The sequence below is a fragment of the Streptomyces sp. NPDC101166 genome, assembly GCF_044768125.1.
Lineage (GTDB): Bacteria > Actinomycetota > Actinomycetes > Streptomycetales > Streptomycetaceae > Streptomyces.
In genome coordinates this window covers 383,679-400,825 of the sequence record NZ_JBIWPF010000003.1, presented here as the reverse complement: position 1 = coordinate 400,825, position 17,147 = coordinate 383,679, and the positions used below count along the sequence as shown (strand labels likewise).

Below are 17,147 nucleotides of genomic sequence, written 5' to 3'. Positions count from 1 at the left end.
CCGCGGCTGGATAGGGTGGGACCGCACTCTTCTACGACACCCAGGAGCGGCCCTATGAGCGCTGTGACCCCCGCTGGAGGCGACACCGCGGCGGGCCGCTCCTGGCCCGCCCTGCTGAACGGCCTGCTGGAGGGCCGCGACCTCTCCGCGGACGACACCGCATGGGCGATGGACCTGATCATGCGCGGCGAGGCCACGGACGCGCAGATCGCCGGGTTCGCGGTGGCGCTGCGCGCCAAGGGCGAGACCGTTCAGGAGATCACCGGCCTGGTCCGGACGATGTACGCGCACGCCAACGTCATCGACGTGCCCGGACGGACCGTCGACATCGTCGGCACCGGCGGCGACGGCGCGAAGACGGTGAACATCTCCACGATGTCGTCGATCGTCATCGCCGGCACCGGTGCGAAGGTCGTCAAGCACGGCAACCGGGCCGCGTCCTCCGCGTCCGGCGCCTCCGACGTCCTGGAGAAGCTCGGCGTCAATCTGGAACTGACTCCGCGGCGGGTGGCCGAGGTCGCCGAGGAGGCAGGGATCACCTTCTGCTTCGCGATCAAGTTCCATCCGGCGCTGCGTCATGTCGCCGCCGCACGCGGCCAGTTGGGCATCCGCACCACGTTCAACGCCCTCGGCCCGCTGACCAACCCGGCCAGGGTGAAGGCGCAGGCGGTGGGCGTCGCCGACCCGCGGATGGCCCCGCTGATCGCCGGCGTCTTCGCCGAACGCGGCAACTCCTCCCTGGTGTTCCGCGGCGACGACGGCTTCGACGAGCTGACCACGACGTCCACCTCCCGGGTCTGGGTCGTCCGCGACGGCAAGGTCACCGAGGAGACCTTCGACCCGCGGGACGTCGGCATCGAGCTGGTCGGGGTGGAGGCGCTGCGCGGCGCCGACCCGTCGTACAACGCGGAGGTCGCGCGCCGGCTGCTGGACGGTGAGACGGGGCCGGTGCGCGACGCCGTCCTGCTGAACTCCGCGGCGGCCCTGGTGGCGCTGGACCCGTCGGACGCGCCGCTCACCGAGCAGCTCCGCGCCGGCATGGACAAGGCGGCGCAGTCCGTCGACTCCGGCGCGGCCAAGCGGGCGCTGGAGCGCTGGGTGGCCGCGAGCAACGCGTAGCCGAAGAGAGGCGGTCCCGCGATCCGGACAGGAGTTGCGGGACCGCGAACCCATCGCGTACGTTCCTTCGCAGGTCATGAGTGACAGTCATGAGGCCCCGGCCGACTGTCCGGCAACCCTCCGTCCGTGGCGGGGTGCCCCGGGTGAAGACCAGGCCGTGGGCAGCGAGGTCCGCGGCAAGCGCGGATCCCTCACGCTCCTGAGATGAGCACAGCCCAGGGATCCTGGTCATCGAGGGAGCCTCCCGTGAGCAAGCGAATGCGTTAGGGCCGCAGAGCCCCGCCTCCGCACCCCCTTTCACCTCTTCTCCGCGCTTGAGCCGCATCCGCTCGCGTGGTGAATCCGCCTGCCTTTCACGGGAGTTCCGCCATGTCCGTCTCCACCGCTGCCGTCGCTCCGTCGCTTTGTGCCCCGCTGCCCGTTCTGGGCGGGGACGTCACCGTCCCGCTCGTCACGGGCGGCGAAGTCGCCTACGCGGCGCTCGACTACGCGGCCAGCGCCCCCGCCCTCCAGCGCGTCTGGGACGACGTGGCGGCCTACGCCCCGTACTACGGCAGCGTCCACCGCGGCGCCGGCTACCTCTCCCAGCTCTCCACCGATCTCTTCGAGAACGCCCGCCGGACGATCGCCGAGTTCCTCGACTGCCGCGCCGACGACCAGCTGGTCTTCACCCGCTCCACCACCGACTCCCTGAACCTGCTCGCCGGGGCCCTCCCCGCCGGCTGCCAGGTCTTCGTCTTCGAGACCGAGCACCACGCCTCGCTGCTGCCCTGGCAGGACGCCCGCGTCACCTACCTCGACGCCCCGCGCACCCCCGGTCAGGCGGTCGAGACCCTGGAGCGCGCCCTCGCCGCCCGCGCCCCGTACGGTCCCGCCCTGGTCTGCGTCACCGGCGCCTCCAACGTCACCGGCGAGCTGTGGCCCGTACGGGAGCTGGCCGCCGCCGCCCACGCGCACGGCGCCCGGATCGTCCTGGACGCCGCCCAGCTGGCCCCCCACCATCCGGTGTCCGTCCGTGACCTGGACGTCGACTGGGTCGCGTTCTCCGGCCACAAGCTGTACGCCCCGTTCGGCTCCGGCGTCCTGGCCGGCCGCGCCGACTGGCTCCGGGCCGCCGATCCCTACCTCGCCGGCGGCGGCGCGAGCCGCAAGGTCACCCGGCGCGAGGACGGGGGAGTGGACGTGGAGTGGCACGAGAGCGCCGCCCGCCACGAGGCCGGCTCCCCGAACGTGATCGGCGCCTACTCCATCGCGTCGGCCTGCAAGGCCCTCACCGAGGCCGGCTTCGACACGCTGGTCGCCCGCGAGCGGCATCTGATCGCCACGGTGCGCGAGGGACTCGCGGAGGTCCCCGAGGTCCGGATCCTCTCCCTCTTCGGCGACGACGCCCCGCGGGTCGGCGTGATCTCCTTCGTCGTCGAGGGCTGGAACAGCTCCCACTTCGCCGCCGCCCTCTCCGCCGAGTACGGCATCGGCGTCCGCGACGGCCTCTTCTGCGCCCACCCCCTGGTCTGCACCCTGCTGGGCACGGCTCCCGAGACCCAGGGCGAGTGCGGGGCCCCCGAGGCGGCCCCGGGCGAGAAGTCCCTCAACGCCATCAGGGTGAGCTTCGGCGCGGGCACCCCGGACGAGCACGTGGACCGCTTCGTCCACGCGGTGCGCGAACTGGTCACGCAGGGCGCGAAGTGGCGGTACAGGACGGAAGACGGCCGCTGCGTACCGGCGGTATGACGCGGCCCGCGTCAGGGGCGACGCCCTGGGGCGCGGGGAACCGCGCGACCGTCCACCGCCGGCCGGGCTCCACTTTTGTTCGGAGCTCTAAGAGTCCAGCCCGATGGCGAAAGCCGCCTCCAGGTCATGCTGGGAATACGTGCGGAAAGCTACATGCGTGTCCGTCCCGAGAACGCCGGGGATCTTGCTGATCCGCCCCGGGATCACCTCGGCGAGGTCCTCGTGCTGCCGGACCCGCACCATGGCGATCAGGTCGTACGTCCCGGTCACGGAGAACACCTCGCTCACGGACTCCAGCGAGGCGATCGACTCCGCGATCTCGGGAATCCGGTCCACGCTGGTCTTGATGAGGACGATCGCGGTGATCACGGCTGGTTCTCTCCCTCGGGGGACGGAGTCGGGGCGGGTTTCACTCTAGTGGGCACGTTGAACCGGGCCCACGCGTAGCCGAAGCCCAGGCCGAACCCCATCAGGTGCGCCAGGTACGCCACCCCGGGCCCCGGCCCGGCCCGCCCCGCCGCCAGCCACTGCAGCGCCGCCCAGAAGGGCAGCACCAACCACGCGGGGAACCGCAGCGGCAGGAAGAAGAGGAACGGCAGGAGACTGGTCACCCGCGCCCGGGGGAACAGGTACAGGAACCCGCCGAGGATCGCCGAGATCGCCCCGGACGCCCCCACCAGGGGCTGCTCGGAGCCGGCGTTGGCGGCGGCGTAGCCCGACAGGGCCAGGTAGCCGCAGCCGAGGAAGAAGAGCGAGAACTGCACGCGGCCCATCCGGTGCTCGGTCATCGCCCCGAAGACGTAGAGGAAGAGCATGTTGCCCAGCAGGTGCACCCAGGTCCCGTGGACGAACAGGGCCGTGGCCGGGGTGAGGAGGGCGCGTGGGGAGCCGTCGAACAGGTCGGCCGGGATCACGCCCCAGCGGCGGAAGTAGGCCCGCTGCGCGGCCGCGAGTTCCTCGCCGGAGCCGTACGCGGGATTGAGGCCGGAGGCCGGGCTGATCGCGAAGAGCACACAGCACAGCGCGATCGTCGCGTACGTCACCGGGGCGGCGGGGTGCCGGATCGCCCGGTCCAGAGCCCCGTTCCAGTCGCTGATCATGGACACAGAGCATGACGTAACGGGACGCACACCCCCGTACCGCCTCGCCGCCGTGGACGGATGGGCGACGAGTACCCGCCAGGCCGTAGGGTTACGAGCCACACGCACAGGGTGCCCGCCGGGCGTCCGGTGGGTGTCCGACCAGCGGAAGACCGACACTAGAAGGAAGCGACAGTCACGATGACGGTTCCCCTGCCGACCGCCACGACGCGGTGGCGCTGCACGCTGTGCGGCAATCTCACCCGGTTCGACGTGACGCGCTCGTCGAAGGTCGTCGAGTACGTTCACCTCGATCTGGCGGGTGAGCCGAACGTCGAGGAGCGCGAGGTGGTCAGTGAGACCATCGAGTCGGTGCGGTGCCGTTGGTGCAATGCCGTGGACCAGGTGGAACTCGTCGACAGGCCGGGCGCCGGCTCCTGAGAGTGGGGAGGGCCCGCGAGGAATTGGGGTGTGACGGATGGTGGAGAGCGCAGGCGGGGGGCCGGGCGACGGCGCCGCTGAGGTGCTCGACCGTCCGCTGCCCGACGGTGTGCGCCGCCGGGTCGTGCAGATCGTCTCGGACGGCTTCGGCGGGCTGACCGTCGGGGAACTGCCCGCGCAGTTGCGGCAGTACGCCCGGTTCGCCCCGAATCGCCGGGCCAAGTTCGCGGGCAACGCGATGGCGGCCGCGCTGGAGACGGACACACTGTTCCGGCAGCGCATCGCCGAGAAGTTCAGAGAGGCGCAGCCGGAACTCGCCGGCGCCCTCGACTCAGGCTCGCCGCCCCCGGCCGCGGATCCGCTCGATGTGGCGGCCGCGGCCTACGTACTGCGGCCCGTCGACTGGGTGAAGCTGGTCACGGCGGCCGGCGAGGAGGCGCAGCGCGCGGACGCGGAGCGGGCCGGCGAGGAGAGCCGGGCGGAGCTGGAGCGGCTGCGGGAGGAACTCGCGCAGGCCCGTGAGCACACCCGGACCGAGACCGAGCGGCTGCGCGTCGAGCTGGACGCGGCGAAGAGGGAAGCGGAATCGCTTCACCGCAAGCTGCGTTCGGCCCTCAGCGACGTCAAGCGCGGTGAGGCGGCGCTGCGCAAGGCTCAGGGCGAGGCAGAGGCCCAGCGCGCCGAGGGGCAGGCGCAGGTGTCCGCCGCGGAGAGCGAGTCACGGCGGCTGAAGGCCCGGCTCGGGGAGGCGGAGGCCGCCCTGGAGGCCGCGCGGCGGGCGGCGCGTGAGGGGCGCAGCGTGGAGGACATGCGGGTGCGGCTGCTGCTGGACACCGTGCTGGAGGCTGCCCAAGGGCTGCGCAGGGAACTGGCGTTGCCGCCGGTGTCGGTCCGCCCGGCGCAGACCGTGGACGCGGTCGAACCGGGGCGGATGACCCCGAAGGACATCGCTGCGCGCGCCCTGTCGGAGAACGACCCGGCGATCCTGGACCAGTTGCTCGCGTTGCCGCAGGCCCATCTCGTGGTCGACGGCTACAACGTCACCAAGACCGGTTATCCGCAGATGCCGTTGGAGAAGCAGAGGCTGCGCCTGCTCGGCCAGCTCTCCCAACTCGCCGCGCAGACCGGTGCCGAGGTCACCTGTGTCTTCGACGGGGCCGAACTGGTCGCGCCGGTGCTGCTGGCGCCGCCGCGCGGGGTGCGGGTGTTGTTCTCCAAGCCGGGCGTCACCGCCGACGAGCTCATCCGCCAACTGGTGCGCGCCGAGCCGCCGGGCCGGCCGGTCATCGTCGCCTCGACCGACCGCGAGGTGGCCGACGGGGTCGCCAAGGCGGGGGCGCGCCCTGTCGCTTCTGCGGTACTCCTGAAGCGACTGACCTGAAGGTCAATGTAAAGGTTTAATGCCCGAATTGGCGCAATCGTCACGCAACGTAGCGTCAACCCGGCATCACCCCACGTGGATTGAGGTCAAAAAATGCGGTGTGTCACCGAGATTTTTTGGCTGAGGATTTGAAGTGATCACGGGGAGGTCACTAGGGTCTGCCTTCGAACCTCCACACGAGTGATCACTCACAAGAAGGAGTCGTCCTCCGTGGCGTCCCACCGTCGACCCAAGCAGCCGAGCCGCGCACGAGTCACCGTGCTGACCACCGCGGCCGCCGCCGCTGTGGCCCTGAGCTCGCAGGCGGCCAACGCCGCGCCCAGTGAGAAGCCCACCAAGGACGAGGTCAAGGCCAAGGTCGACGCGCTCTACGAGCAGGCCGAGCAGGCCACCGAGAAGTTCAACGGGGCCAAGGAGAAGCAGGAGAAGCTCCAGAAGGAGATCTCCACCATCCAGGACGACGTCGCTCGTGGTCAGGACGAGCTCAACGGGCTCCGCGACAGCATAGGTCTCGCGGCGGCGGCCCAGTACCGCACCGGCTCCATCGACTCCTCCCTCCAGCTCTTCCTGTCGTCGAACCCGGACGACTACCTGGACAAGGCCTCCGCGGCCGACCAGCTCAGCGCCCAGCAGGTCGAGGCGCTGAAGAAGATCCAGGACAAGCAGCGCGAACTCGCCCAGGACCGCGCCGAGGCGTCCGAGAAGCTCAAGGACCTCGCCACCACGCGGACCGAACTGGGCAAGAAGAAGAAGGAAGTCCAGTCCAAGCTGGCCGAGGCGCAGAAGCTGCTCAACACGCTCTCCGCCAAGGAGAAGGCCGCGCTCGCCGCCGCCGACGCCCGCGCCAGCCGTGACGCAGGCGACCGCGTCGACCTCGGCAACACCGCCCCCGCCTCGGGCCGCGCCATGGCCGCCTTCCAGGCCGCCCAGAGCAAGATCGGCTCGCCGTACGTCTACGGCGCCACCGGCCCGTCCTCCTTCGACTGCTCTGGCCTGACCTCCTGGGCCTTCGCCCAGGCCGGCGTCAAGATCCCGCGCATCTCGCAGGACCAGGCCAACGCGGGCACCCGGATCTACTCCCAGTCCGACCTCAAGGTCGGCGACCTGGTCATCTTCTACGGCGACCAGCACCACGTCGGTTTCTACGCGGGCAACGGCCAGGTGCTGCACGCCCCGCGCACCGGCACCGTCGTCCGCTACGAGTCGATCGGCAACATGCCGTTCCAGTTCGGCGTCCGGATCTGAGCCGACCGGCCGGCCGACGCCATCAAGATCACGACACCGTGCCGCCCGAACGGGCGAATCGCCACGACGTGAACTGACCCCGCACCCCGCCCATGACCTGCGTCATAGGCGGGGTGTCACGTTGTGTGCCCGCGGAGGTCTTTGGTCGCCCCCCGGTGGCGGGGCTACTGTCTGGCCCGTTCCTCGTCCGCCAGTGGAAGGAGCGCGGCTTCCCGTGGGGTCCCATCGCCGCCTTGCACCGTCCGGGTTCGACCGGGGCGCCCTCGGCGTCCTGTCCGTCGCGACCGCAGCCTTCGGCGCCCTCGCCGCCGTGCCGGCCCCCGCCGCACCGCTCGACGACACCCGCGCCGAGGTCGACCGCCTCTACGAGCAGGCGGAGAAGGCCACCGAGGCCTTCAACGAGGCCGCGGAGCGGACCGGGACGCTGCGCCGCCAGGTCGGCGAGGCGCAGGACCGGGTCGCCCGTCAGCAGGCGCGCGTCAACGACCTGCGCGAGCGGCTCGGCGCGTTCGCCGGCGCCCAGTACCGCACCGGGGGCCTCGACCCGACCCTGGCGCTGCTGTTCTCCGACGACCCGGCCGACTACCTCGACCGGGCGCTGACCCTCGACCGGATCACCCTCCACCAGGCCGGTGAACTCAAGGACCTCCAGGGCGCGTTGCGCGAACTCGCCCAGGAACGCACGGAGGCCCTGCGCAGGCTCGGTGAACTGGACAAGAGCCGCAGGGCGGTCGCCGCGCACAAGCAGAGCGTCGAGCAGAAACTCGCCAGGGCCCGGCAGTTGCTGAACTCCCTGCCGTCAGCGGAGCGCGCCGCGTTCGACCGTGCCTCCCGGTCCGGCCGCGGCCACCTGTCGGGCCCCGGCGCGGCGGCCTCGGGCCGCGCCGCGGCCGCCCTGGCCGCCGCCCGCTCCGCGCTCGGCAAGCCGTACGTCTGGGGCGCGAACGGCCCCACCGGCTTCGACTGTTCGGGCCTCGTGCAGTGGTCCTACGCACAGGCCGGCCTCTCCCTCCCGCGCACCTCGCAGGCCCAGGCGCACGCCGGCCACCGCGTCCCCCTCTCCCAGGCCCGCCCCGGCGACATCGTCACCTACCGCTCCGACGCCAGCCACGTCGGCATGTACGTCGGCGACGGCCAGGTCATCCACGCCCCCTATCCCGGCGCCCCGGTCCGCTACGACCCGGTGGGGATGATGCCGGTGTCCTCGGTGACGCGCCCGTAGGGGTCCGCGCGGGGCGCGGCCGGGAGCGGCGGCGCCGGCTCGGGCCCCCCGTACGATCGGGGGATGGCGGGGCAGAGGCGAATCCGAGGGGTGCGAGCGGTCACGGCCCTGCTCCTGGCCCTCCTCGTGGGCTGCGGCGGGGCGCGCCCTCCGGTGGACGCCGCGCAGGACGCCGCGCAGCGCCTGCTCGACCGCCGCGCCGCGGCCGTCCTCGCCCACGACCCGCACGGCTACGCCGCCACCGGCGAGCGCGCCGGGTACGCCCGCCTGCGGTCCCTGCCGCTGGCCGCCTGGTCCTACCGGGTCACCTCGGCCCGCCGGGACGGCGACACCCTCACCGCCGAGGCCGAGCTCAGCTACCGCATCGACGGCTACGACCGGGCCCCGGTGACCGCCGCGCGCACCCTGCGTCTGGCCCGCACCGCCGCCGGGACCTGGGCGGTGGCCTCGGAGCGGCCCGCGCCGAAGGCCGGCGCACAGCTGTGGGACCAAGGCGCCGTGACCGTCGCCCGGGGCGCGCACAGCCTGATCCTCGGCGTCGGCCGCACCGGCGGGCAGCTGCGGGCCTTCGCCGGCCTGGCCGACCGCGCGGTCCCGGCGGTCTCGGCGGCGTGGGGCGAGGACTGGGCGCGGCACGTCGTCGTCCTCGTTCCCGGTTCGCTGGACGGCATGGCGGCGCTGCTCGGCTCGCCGGCCGCCTCCTACCGGGGAATCGCCGCCGTCACCACGGGCGAGACCGGCGGCGCGCCCCGGGCCCCCGCGGACCGGATCATCGTCAACCCCGACGCCTACGGCGTCCTGGGCCCCGAGGGCCGGCAGGTCGTGCTCACCCACGAGACCACGCACGTCGCCACCCGGGCCCACACCGGCCCGTCCACCCCGCTGTGGCTGTCCGAGGGCTACGCCGACTGGGTCGGCTACCGGGGCACCGACCGCACCCCGCCCCAGGTGGCCCCCGAACTGCAGAAGGCCGTAGCCGAGGGCCGCACCCCGACGGCCCTGCCCGCCGACGAGGACTTCGCCTTCACCGGCGACGCGACCCGACTGGCCCGCGCCTACGAGTCCGGCTGGCTGGCCTGCCGCCTGATCGCCGCCCACTGGGGCGAGGCCCGTCTCGACGCCTTCTACCGAGCCGTCGCGGCCCACCCCCGCCGAACGGACGCACTCGACCAGGCACTGAGGACCACCCTGAACACCACCCCGGAAGCCTTCACCGCAACCTGGCGAACCTATGCGGAGGAGCAGCTCGGCTGAACCGGCCGGCGGTTGGATAGGGTCGGCGGCGATGGACAAGACCCTGATCGTGACGAACGACTTTCCGCCCCGGCCGGGGGGGATCCAGGCGTTCCTGCACAACATGGCGCTTCGTCTCGACCCCGAGCGGGTCGTCGTCTACGCGTCCACGTGGAAGCGGGGCCGGGAGGGCGCCGAGGCGACGGCCGCCTTCGACGCCGAGCAGCCCTTCACCGTCGTCCGCGACTCGACGACGATGCTGCTGCCCACGCCCGCCGCGACCCGGCGGGCCGTCGGGCTGCTGCGGGAGCACGGGTGCACCTCGGTGTGGTTCGGGGCCGCCGCGCCGCTCGGGCTGATGGCGCCCGCGCTGCGCCGGGCCGGGGCCCGCCGGCTGGTCGCCACCACGCACGGCCACGAGGCCGGCTGGGCCCAGCTGCCGGCCGCGCGGCAGCTGCTCGGGCGGATCGGCGAGACCACCGACACGATCACCTATCTCGGGGAGTACACGCGTTCGCGGATCGCGACCGCGCTGAGCGCCGGCGCCGCCGCACGCATGGTGCAGCTGCCGCCGGGCGTCGACGAGAAGACCTTCCACCCCGGCTCCGGCGGCGAGGAGGTGCGGGCGCGCCTCGGCCTCACCGACCGGCCGGTCGTCGTCTGCGTCTCCCGTCTCGTCCCGCGCAAGGGACAGGACACGCTGATCCGGGCGCTGCCCCGGATCCTGGCCGCCGAGCCGGAGACGGTGCTGCTGATCGTCGGCGGCGGGCCGTACGAGAAGGAGCTGCGCCGGCTGGCGCACGAGCGGGGCGTCGCCGGTTCGGTGCGCTTCACCGGCTCGGTGCCCTGGGCCCAGCTGCCCGCGCACTACGGCGCCGGCGACGTCTTCGCCATGCCGTGCCGCACCCGCCGCGGTGGACTCGACGTGGAGGGCCTCGGCATCGTCTACCTGGAGGCGTCCGCGACCGGGCTGCCCGTGGTCGCCGGCGACTCCGGCGGCGCGCCCGACGCCGTCCTCGACGGGGAGACCGGCTGGGTCGTCCGCGGCGGCTCCCCCGAGGACACGGCCGACCGGATCGTCCCCCTCCTCGCCGACGAGGAACTGCGCCGCAGGATGGGCGAGCGCGGCCGGCGGTGGGTCGAGGAGAAGTGGCGCTGGGACCTGCTGGCGGATCGGCTGAAATACCTGTTGTAGGAGCCGCGCAGCCTCTGGCGGTATGTGAAGAATCCGCCCATGCTGCGCACATGACACCAAACCTGATTCAGCGTCAGCTGACGAGACGTCAAATCCTTGGTATGGCCGCCCTTCAGACGGCGGCCACCCTCGGCTTCACCCGCATAGGCCTCACCTCCGCCCAGTCCGCCGAGCCCGACGCCGTCGACTCCGCGCCCGCCATCGTCGTCGGCTCCGGCTACGGCGCTGCCGTGGCCGCCCTCCGCCTCGGCCAGGCCGGCATCCGCACCCTCGTCCTGGAGATGGGCCGCCTGTGGAACGCCGCCGGCCCCGACGGCAAGGTCTTCTGCTCCACCACCGCCCCCGACCAGCGCTCCATGTGGTTCCGCACCCGCACCGAGGCCCCGCTCGCCAGCTTCCTCTGGCTGGACGTCGTCAACAAGGACATCGGCGCCTACCCCGGCGTCCTGGACCGCGTGCACTTCGCGGACATGTCCGTCTACGTCGGACGCGGCGTCGGCGGCGGTTCGCTCGTCAATGGCGGGATGGCGGTCACCCCCCTACGGTCCTACTTCGCCGAGCAGTTCCCGACGGTCGACGTCAACGAGATGTACAACACCTACTTCCCGCGCGCCCGTTCGATGCTCGGCGTCAACACGGTCGACCCCGCCTGGTTCGAGTCCACGGACTGGTACCGGTTCACCCGGGTCTCCCGCAAGCACGCCCAGAACGCCGGCCTGAAGACCGCCTTCGTGCCCAACGTCTACGACTTCGGCTACATGCGGCGCGAGGCGGACGGCACGGCCACGAAGTCGGCGCTCGGCGGCGAGGTCATCTACGGCAACAACCAGGGCAAGCGCAGCCTCGACAAGACGTACATCGCCGCCGCGCTCGGCACCGGCAACGTCACCGTGCACACCCTGGAGAAGGTCCGCACGGTCAGCCGCGCCGCCGACGGCACGTACGTCCTGACCGCCGACCGCATCGACGTCACCGGGAAGGTCGTGGAGACCAAGCAGTACGGCTGCACCTACCTCTTCCTCGGCGGCGGCAGCGTCGGCACCAGCGAACTCCTCGTGCGCGCACGGGAGACGGGCACGCTGCCCGCGCTGGAGCCGAGTGTGGGGACCGGCTGGGGAACCAACGGCAACGTGATGCTGGGGCGGGCCAACCACCTGTGGGACACCGTCGGCGCCAACCAGTCGACCATGCCGGTCATGGGCATCGACGACTGGGCCAACACCGCCAACCCCGTCTTCGCGGAGATCGCCCCGCTGCCCACGGGCCTGGAGCACTGGGTCAGCCTCTACCTGGCGATCACCAAGAACCCCCAGCGCGCCGCGTTCACGTACGACAGCGCCACGGGCGGTGTGAAGCTGGGCTGGTCGGCGGCGCAGAGCGCCGTCTCGGTCGGCATGGCGAAGAAACTGTTCGACCGGATCAACTCGGCGAACTCCACCATCTACCGCTACGACCTGTTCGGCTCGCCGAGCAAGATCTTCGCCGACGACTTCACCTACCACCCCCTGGGCGGCTGCGTGTTGGGGAAGGCGACCGACGACTACGGCCGGGTGAAGGGGTATTCGAAGCTGTACGTCACCGACGGCTCGCTCGTGCCCGGTTCGATCGGGGTGAACCCGTTCGTCACCATCACCGCGCTCGCCGAACGCACGATGGCGCGGGTCCTCGCCGAGGACACCGCGCCATGACCCGCGAACCGAGCGCCTGATGAGACTCCGTCAGGAGGGCTGAGAGGGGCGCTACTTGGCGTAGATCGCCTCGATCTCCGCCGCGTAGTCCTTCGCCACGACGTTGCGCTTGAGCTTCAGCGACGGAGTGAGATGGCCCGAGTCCTCCGTGAACTGGGAGGAGAGAATGCGGAACTTCCGCACCGATTCCGCCTTCGACACCGCGGCGTTGCCGTCGTCGATCGCCGTCTGGACCGCGGCCAGCAGGTCCGCGTCCTCGCACAGCGACGCCGCGGTGGACCCGGCCGGCTTGCCGTGGTCGGCGGCCCAACGGTCCAGGAACTCCTCGTCGATGGTGACCAGCGCGCCCACGAACGGCCGCCCGTCGCCCACCACCATGCACTCGGCGACCAGCGCGTGCGCCCGGATACGGTCCTCGATCACCGCCGGGGCGACGTTCTTGCCGCCCGCGGTGACGATGATCTCCTTCTTGCGACCGGTGATGCTGAGGTAGCCGTCCTCGTCCAGGGTGCCGATGTCACCGGTGTGGAACCAGCCGTCGGCCAGCGCCTCCGCCGTCGCCCCCGGGTTGTTCCAGTACTCCTTGAACAGGTGCTCGCCGTGCAGCAGCACCTCGCCGTCGTCGGCGATGCGTACCACCGAGCCCGGCAGCGGCTGCCCGACCGTGCCGATCTTCTGCCGGTCCCAGGGGTTGAACGCGGTCGCCGCACACGACTCCGTCAGGCCGTAGCCCTCCAGGACGGTGAAGCCGATGCCGCGGAAGAAGTGGCCGAGACGCTCGCCCAGCGGCGCGCCGCCGGAGATCGCGTACTCGCCCCGGCCGCCCAGCACCGCGCGCAGCTTGCTGTAGACCAGCCGGTCGAAGACCTTGTGCTTGATCCGCAGGCCGATCGACGGACCCGACGGCAGGTCCAGCGCCCGGCTGTACGCGATCGCGGTGTCCGCCGCCTTGTCGAAGATCGCGCCCTTGCCGTCCGCCTGCGCCTTCGCCCGCGCCGAGTTGTAGACCTTCTCGAAGACGCGCGGCACGCCCAGGATCAACGTCGGCCGGAAGGAGGCCAGTTCGTCGGTGAGGTTCTTGATGTCCGGGACGGTGCCCAGCTTGATCGGCGCCATCATCGGGGCGATCTGCACCAGCCGGCCGAAGACGTGCGCGAGGGGGAGGAAGAGCAGCACGCTGCACTCGCCCGTGCGGAACAGCGGCCGCAGCCGCTCCACGATGTTGCCGCACTCGGCGAAGAAGCTGCGGTGGCTCAGGACACAGCCCTTGGGGCGCCCGGTCGTGCCCGAGGTGTAGACGATGGTGGCCGGATCGTCGGCCTTGGCGAGCGAGCTGCGCTCCTCGACCGCCGCGTCGGAGACGTCCCTGCCGAGCTGCCCGAGCTCCTCCACGCCCCCCTTCTCGATCTGCCACACGTGCTTGAGGGCGGGCAGCGTCTCCCGCACCGACTCCACGGCGGCGGCGTGCGCGTCCAGCTCCACCACGACCGCGGTGGCGCCCGAGTCGGAGAGGATCCAGCCCACCTGCTCCGGCGAGCTGGTCTCGTACACCGGCACGGTGACCGCGCCCGCGCACCAGATGGCGAAGTCGAGCAGCGTCCACTCGTAGCGGGTGCGCGACATCAGGCCGACCCGGTCGCCCGGCTGGACGCCGGCGGCGATGAGGCCCTTGGCGGCGGCGTGCACCTCGGCCAGGAAGGCCGTGGCCGACACGTCCTGCCAGACGCCGCCCGCCTTGCGGGCGATGACGGCGACGTCAGGGTGCTGCGCGGCGTTTCTGCGGACGATGTCGGTCAGATTGCCGTCCGCGGGGACCTCGTACAAAGCCGGAAGGCTGAACTCGCGCAAGACTGCTGCTCCTCATAGGGCGCCGGCGCCACGACGTTGTGCGATGCGACGGTGCGGTCCAAGGCTCGGGCGGTGCACAGGTCCGCCGACGGGCCGGGACCCGTTGGCCGAAACCTGAGCACTACTGGACCGCCCGGACGTTACCCGCCGGTATGGCTTCTTTGACAGGGGGGCCCGGCGAGATGTTCGCTGCGTCACACAGATGGGTGTTTCCTCGCGCACAGTAGTCCACCGCTTTACTAACTGGCCAGTAACCGGTATTCCGGCCGCCACTGTTCACGTATGCCGCACACGCCTACCCTTGATCGCCATGGCACCCACACCCTCCGGCAGCGGCAGGACACGCATCCACGTGGTCAGCGACGTGCACGGCAACGCGCGCGACCTGGCCCGCGCGGGGGAGGGCGCGGACGCCCTGATCTGCCTCGGCGACCTGGTGCTCTTCCTGGACTACGCCGACCACTCGCGCGGGATCTTCCCCGACCTCTTCGGCGTGGAGAACGCCGACCGGCTCGTCGAACTGCGCACCGCCCGCCGCTTCGAGGAGGCGCGGGAGCTCGGCGCGCGGCTGTGGGCGGGCGTCGGCGAGGACCGGGCCGAGGTGATCGAACGAGGGGTGCGCAAGCAGTACGCCGAGCTGTTCGCGGCGTTCCCCACCCCCACGTACGCGACCTACGGCAACGTCGACATCCCGCGGCTGTGGCCCGAGTTCGCCGGTGAGGGGACGACGGTGCTGGACGGCCAGCGGGTGGAGATCGGCGGCTGGGTCTTCGGCTTCGTGGGCGGAGGCCTGAGAACGCCCATGCGCACGCCGTACGAGATCGGCGACGAGGAGTACGCGGCGAAGATCGAGGCCGTCGGCGAGGTCGACGTGCTGTGCACGCACATCCCCCCGGAGGTGCCCGACCTCGTCTACGACACCGTCGCGCGACGCTTCGAGAGGGGCAGCCGGGCGCTGCTGGACGCGATCCGCCGGACCCGCCCCCGGTACTCCCTCTTCGGCCACGTCCACCAGCCGCTGGCGCGCCGGATGCGGATCGGGCCCACCGAGTGCGTCAACGTGGGCCACTTCGCCGGGGCCGGAAAGCCGTGGGCGCTGGAGTTCTGACGGGCCGGTACGAGGGTGGGGTGACAACAGCGCGGCGCACGCGCGGTAGCCTTCACGCTGCACACACGGACCGCGTCTGGAGGAGCCGGGGCGATGGCGGAGCACACCAGTTCGAGCATCACGATCGAGGCGGCGCCGGCCGAGGTCATGGGAGTGATCGCCGACTTCGCCCGCTACCCGGAGTGGACCGGCGAGGTCAAGGAGGCCGAGGTGCTCGCCTCCGACGCGCAGGGGCGCGCCGAGCAGGTCCGCCTCGTCATGGACGCGGGCGCGATCAAGGACGACCAGGTCCTCGCGTACACCTGGACCGGCGAGCACGAGGTGTCGTGGACGCTGGTGAAGTCCCAGATGCTGCGCTCCCTCGACGGCTCGTACCTGCTCAAGCCGGCCGGCGCGGGGGCGACCGAGGTGACGTACGTCCTCACGGTGGACGTCAAGATCCCCATGCTGGGGATGATCAAGCGCAAGGCCGAGAAGGTCATCATCGACCGAGCCCTGGCAGGCCTGAAGAAGCGGGTCGAGTCCGGCAAGTAGCCCCGCGGGCGGGGGCGCGGTGAGCGGGGCCGGGCGTCGAGGCGCGCGGGGCCCCGCGCTCCCGCCGCCCCCGGTCCGCCGGCCGCCGGGGGGGAAGCTGATCGTCCGTTACCGTTCAGCCTCATGCGCACCCTCCTGATCACCGGCCCGGGCGGCAGCGGACGGACCACCGTCGCCGCCGCCACCGCGCTGAAGGCGGCCGGCCGCGGCGCCAAGGTCCTCGTCCTGAGCGCCGACCGCACCGACACCCTGGGCGCCGCGCTCGGCGCACCGACAGGAGCCGCGCCGGCACAGCTCACCCCGCACCTCACCGCATGGCGCCCCGACGCGACCGGCGGCTTCCGGGACGACCTCGCCGCCTTCCAGGACCGCGCCTCCACCGTCCTCGACCTGCTCGGCGCCTCCCGCCTCGACCCGGAGGAGGTCACGCCCCTCCCCGGCGCCGAGGAGCTCACCCTCCTGCGCGCCCTGCGCGACGCCGCCCTCGCCGAGACCCACGACCTCCTCGTCGTCGACCTCCCGCCCGCCCCGCAGGCCCTCGCGCTCCTCGCCCTCCCGGAGGAACTGCGCCGCTACCTCCGCCGCCTGCTCCCCCCGGAACGCCAGGCCGCCCGCGCCCTGCGCCCCGTCCTCGGCCGCCTCGCCGGGGTCCCCATGCCCGCCGAGTGGCTGTACGAGACGACCGCCCGCTGGGACCTGGAACTGGCCGCCGTCCAGGCCGTCCTGGCCGACCGCGCCACCGCCGTACGCCTGGTCGCCGAGCCCGGCCCGGCCGGCGAGGACGCCGTGCGCGACGCCCGCCTCGGCCTCGCCCTGCGCGCGCTGCCCGTCGAGTCCCTCGTCGCCAACCGCGTCCTGCCCGAGGAGACGGCCGACGGCGGCGGCCCCCTGGCCCGGTTCGTCTCCCAGCAGCGCAAGACCCTCGTGGCCTGGGGAGGAGCCCGCGCCGTCGCCCACCTCGGCCACGACCCCCGCGGCGAGGACGACCTCACCGCGCTCGCCGTCCCCGACGTCGCCGCGGGCGTCCCCCCGGTCGAGTGGCCCGTCACCGACCGGGTCGCGCAGGACGGCGTGCTCGTCTGGCACATCCCCCTGCCCGGCGCCATACGCGACGATCTCGACCTCGTCCGGCGCGGCGACGAACTCGTCGTCACCGTCGGCCCGTTCCGCCGGATCGTGCCGCTGCCCTCCGCGCTGCGCCGCTGCACCGTCGACGGCGCCGCCCTGCGCGACGGCGAACTGCGCGTCCGGTTCGCGCCGGACCCCACGCTGTGGCCGCAGGCACGATGAACGGCACAGCGCCGTTCGGGTAACGTCGTAGGG

General features: G+C 72.3%; 15 protein-coding genes and 1 riboswitch. Of the genes, 12 read left to right on the top strand and 3 right to left on the bottom strand.

The genetic code is table 11. The features are described from left to right. Positions 1-54 precede the first annotated feature (54 nt). On the top strand, positions 55-1,119 hold the full coding sequence (gene trpD, locus ACIRS4_RS08655; RefSeq protein ID WP_358795273.1) for an anthranilate phosphoribosyltransferase: 1,065 nt from the start codon (positions 55-57) through the stop codon (positions 1,117-1,119). A gap of 72 nt (positions 1,120-1,191) precedes the next feature. Continuing rightward, positions 1,192-1,308, top strand: a riboswitch (SAM riboswitch). Positions 1,309-1,488: 180 nt separating this feature from the next. After that, complete coding sequence (locus tag ACIRS4_RS08650; RefSeq protein WP_404191961.1) at positions 1,489-2,850, top strand: aminotransferase class V-fold PLP-dependent enzyme; 1,362 nt, start codon at positions 1,489-1,491, stop codon at positions 2,848-2,850. Between the two features lie 87 nt (positions 2,851-2,937). Here ACIRS4_RS08650 and ACIRS4_RS08645 read toward each other — a convergent pair whose 3' ends face one another. Together ACIRS4_RS08645 and ACIRS4_RS08640 are read right to left on the bottom strand one after the other, a co-directional pair. After that, positions 2,938-3,219 (bottom strand): Lrp/AsnC ligand binding domain-containing protein, encoded by a 282-nt coding sequence (locus ACIRS4_RS08645; RefSeq protein WP_358795271.1) that lies wholly within the window; start codon positions 3,217-3,219, stop codon positions 2,938-2,940. Beyond that, positions 3,216-3,950 (bottom strand): rhomboid family intramembrane serine protease, encoded by a 735-nt coding sequence (locus ACIRS4_RS08640; protein WP_404191958.1) that lies wholly within the window; start codon positions 3,948-3,950, stop codon positions 3,216-3,218. The genes ACIRS4_RS08645 and ACIRS4_RS08640 overlap by 4 nt, the downstream gene beginning before the upstream one ends. Before the next feature lie 180 nt (positions 3,951-4,130). Here ACIRS4_RS08640 and ACIRS4_RS08635 point away from each other — a divergent pair, with 180 nt between their 5' ends. From ACIRS4_RS08635 to ACIRS4_RS08605, 7 genes are all read left to right on the top strand, one after another. Then, the gene (locus ACIRS4_RS08635; protein WP_020939540.1) at positions 4,131-4,370 is read left to right on the top strand and encodes a hypothetical protein; all 240 of its coding nucleotides are present in this window, start codon (positions 4,131-4,133) and stop codon (positions 4,368-4,370) included. 37 nt (positions 4,371-4,407) lie between these two features. After that, complete coding sequence (locus tag ACIRS4_RS08630; RefSeq protein ID WP_404191954.1) at positions 4,408-5,751, top strand: NYN domain-containing protein; 1,344 nt, start codon at positions 4,408-4,410, stop codon at positions 5,749-5,751. Positions 5,752-5,961: 210 nt separating this feature from the next. Continuing rightward, on the top strand, positions 5,962-6,996 hold the full coding sequence (locus tag ACIRS4_RS08625) for an NlpC/P60 family protein (RefSeq protein WP_404191952.1): 1,035 nt from the start codon (positions 5,962-5,964) through the stop codon (positions 6,994-6,996). A 214-nt stretch (positions 6,997-7,210) separates the two neighbouring features. Further along, positions 7,211-8,218 carry an NlpC/P60 family protein gene (locus ACIRS4_RS08620; RefSeq protein WP_404191949.1) on the top strand — a complete coding sequence of 336 codons (1,008 nt, stop codon included), beginning with the start codon at positions 7,211-7,213 and terminating at the stop codon, positions 8,216-8,218. Between the two features lie 63 nt (positions 8,219-8,281). Continuing rightward, positions 8,282-9,472, top strand: a complete 1,191-nt coding sequence (locus tag ACIRS4_RS08615; protein ID WP_404191946.1) for a hypothetical protein — start codon at positions 8,282-8,284, stop codon at positions 9,470-9,472. Between the two features lie 31 nt (positions 9,473-9,503). Then, the gene (locus ACIRS4_RS08610; RefSeq protein WP_404191943.1) at positions 9,504-10,646 is read left to right on the top strand and encodes a glycosyltransferase family 4 protein; all 1,143 of its coding nucleotides are present in this window, start codon (positions 9,504-9,506) and stop codon (positions 10,644-10,646) included. 101 nt (positions 10,647-10,747) lie between these two features. Further along, complete coding sequence (locus tag ACIRS4_RS08605; RefSeq protein WP_404191940.1) at positions 10,748-12,334, top strand: GMC oxidoreductase; 1,587 nt, start codon at positions 10,748-10,750, stop codon at positions 12,332-12,334. 51 nt (positions 12,335-12,385) lie between these two features. Here the strand turns inward: ACIRS4_RS08605 and ACIRS4_RS08600 are convergent, their stop codons facing one another. Next, positions 12,386-14,182, bottom strand: a complete 1,797-nt coding sequence (locus ACIRS4_RS08600) for an AMP-dependent synthetase/ligase (RefSeq protein ID WP_404191937.1) — start codon at positions 14,180-14,182, stop codon at positions 12,386-12,388. A 310-nt stretch (positions 14,183-14,492) separates the two neighbouring features. On the opposite strand from ACIRS4_RS08600, the gene ACIRS4_RS08595 reads away from it, so the two are divergent. From ACIRS4_RS08595 to ACIRS4_RS08585, 3 genes are all read left to right on the top strand, one after another. After that, positions 14,493-15,290, top strand: coding sequence for a metallophosphoesterase (locus ACIRS4_RS08595; protein WP_404191935.1), 798 nt, complete (start codon positions 14,493-14,495; stop codon positions 15,288-15,290). A 93-nt stretch (positions 15,291-15,383) separates the two neighbouring features. Next, the gene (locus tag ACIRS4_RS08590; RefSeq protein ID WP_130437173.1) at positions 15,384-15,824 is read left to right on the top strand and encodes an SRPBCC family protein; all 441 of its coding nucleotides are present in this window, start codon (positions 15,384-15,386) and stop codon (positions 15,822-15,824) included. A gap of 123 nt (positions 15,825-15,947) precedes the next feature. Beyond that, on the top strand, positions 15,948-17,114 hold the full coding sequence (locus tag ACIRS4_RS08585; RefSeq protein ID WP_404191932.1) for an ArsA family ATPase: 1,167 nt from the start codon (positions 15,948-15,950) through the stop codon (positions 17,112-17,114). The last annotated feature ends 33 nt before the right edge of the window (positions 17,115-17,147 follow it).

Coding starts and splice junctions, on each gene's coding strand:
- trpD (WP_358795273.1), top strand. CDS start 55: ATGAGCGCTGTGACCCCCGCTGGAGGCGACACCGCGGCGGGCCGCTCC.
- ACIRS4_RS08650 (WP_404191961.1), top strand. CDS start 1,489: ATGTCCGTCTCCACCGCTGCCGTCGCTCCGTCGCTTTGTGCCCCGCTG.
- ACIRS4_RS08640 (WP_404191958.1), bottom strand. CDS start 3,950: ATGATCAGCGACTGGAACGGGGCTCTGGACCGGGCGATCCGGCACCCC.
- ACIRS4_RS08635 (WP_020939540.1), top strand. CDS start 4,131: ATGACGGTTCCCCTGCCGACCGCCACGACGCGGTGGCGCTGCACGCTG.
- ACIRS4_RS08630 (WP_404191954.1), top strand. CDS start 4,408: ATGGTGGAGAGCGCAGGCGGGGGGCCGGGCGACGGCGCCGCTGAGGTG.
- ACIRS4_RS08615 (WP_404191946.1), top strand. CDS start 8,282: ATGGCGGGGCAGAGGCGAATCCGAGGGGTGCGAGCGGTCACGGCCCTG.
- ACIRS4_RS08610 (WP_404191943.1), top strand. CDS start 9,504: ATGGACAAGACCCTGATCGTGACGAACGACTTTCCGCCCCGGCCGGGG.
- ACIRS4_RS08605 (WP_404191940.1), top strand. CDS start 10,748: ATGGCCGCCCTTCAGACGGCGGCCACCCTCGGCTTCACCCGCATAGGC.
- ACIRS4_RS08595 (WP_404191935.1), top strand. CDS start 14,493: ATGGCACCCACACCCTCCGGCAGCGGCAGGACACGCATCCACGTGGTC.
- ACIRS4_RS08590 (WP_130437173.1), top strand. CDS start 15,384: ATGGCGGAGCACACCAGTTCGAGCATCACGATCGAGGCGGCGCCGGCC.
- ACIRS4_RS08585 (WP_404191932.1), top strand. CDS start 15,948: ATGCGCACCCTCCTGATCACCGGCCCGGGCGGCAGCGGACGGACCACC.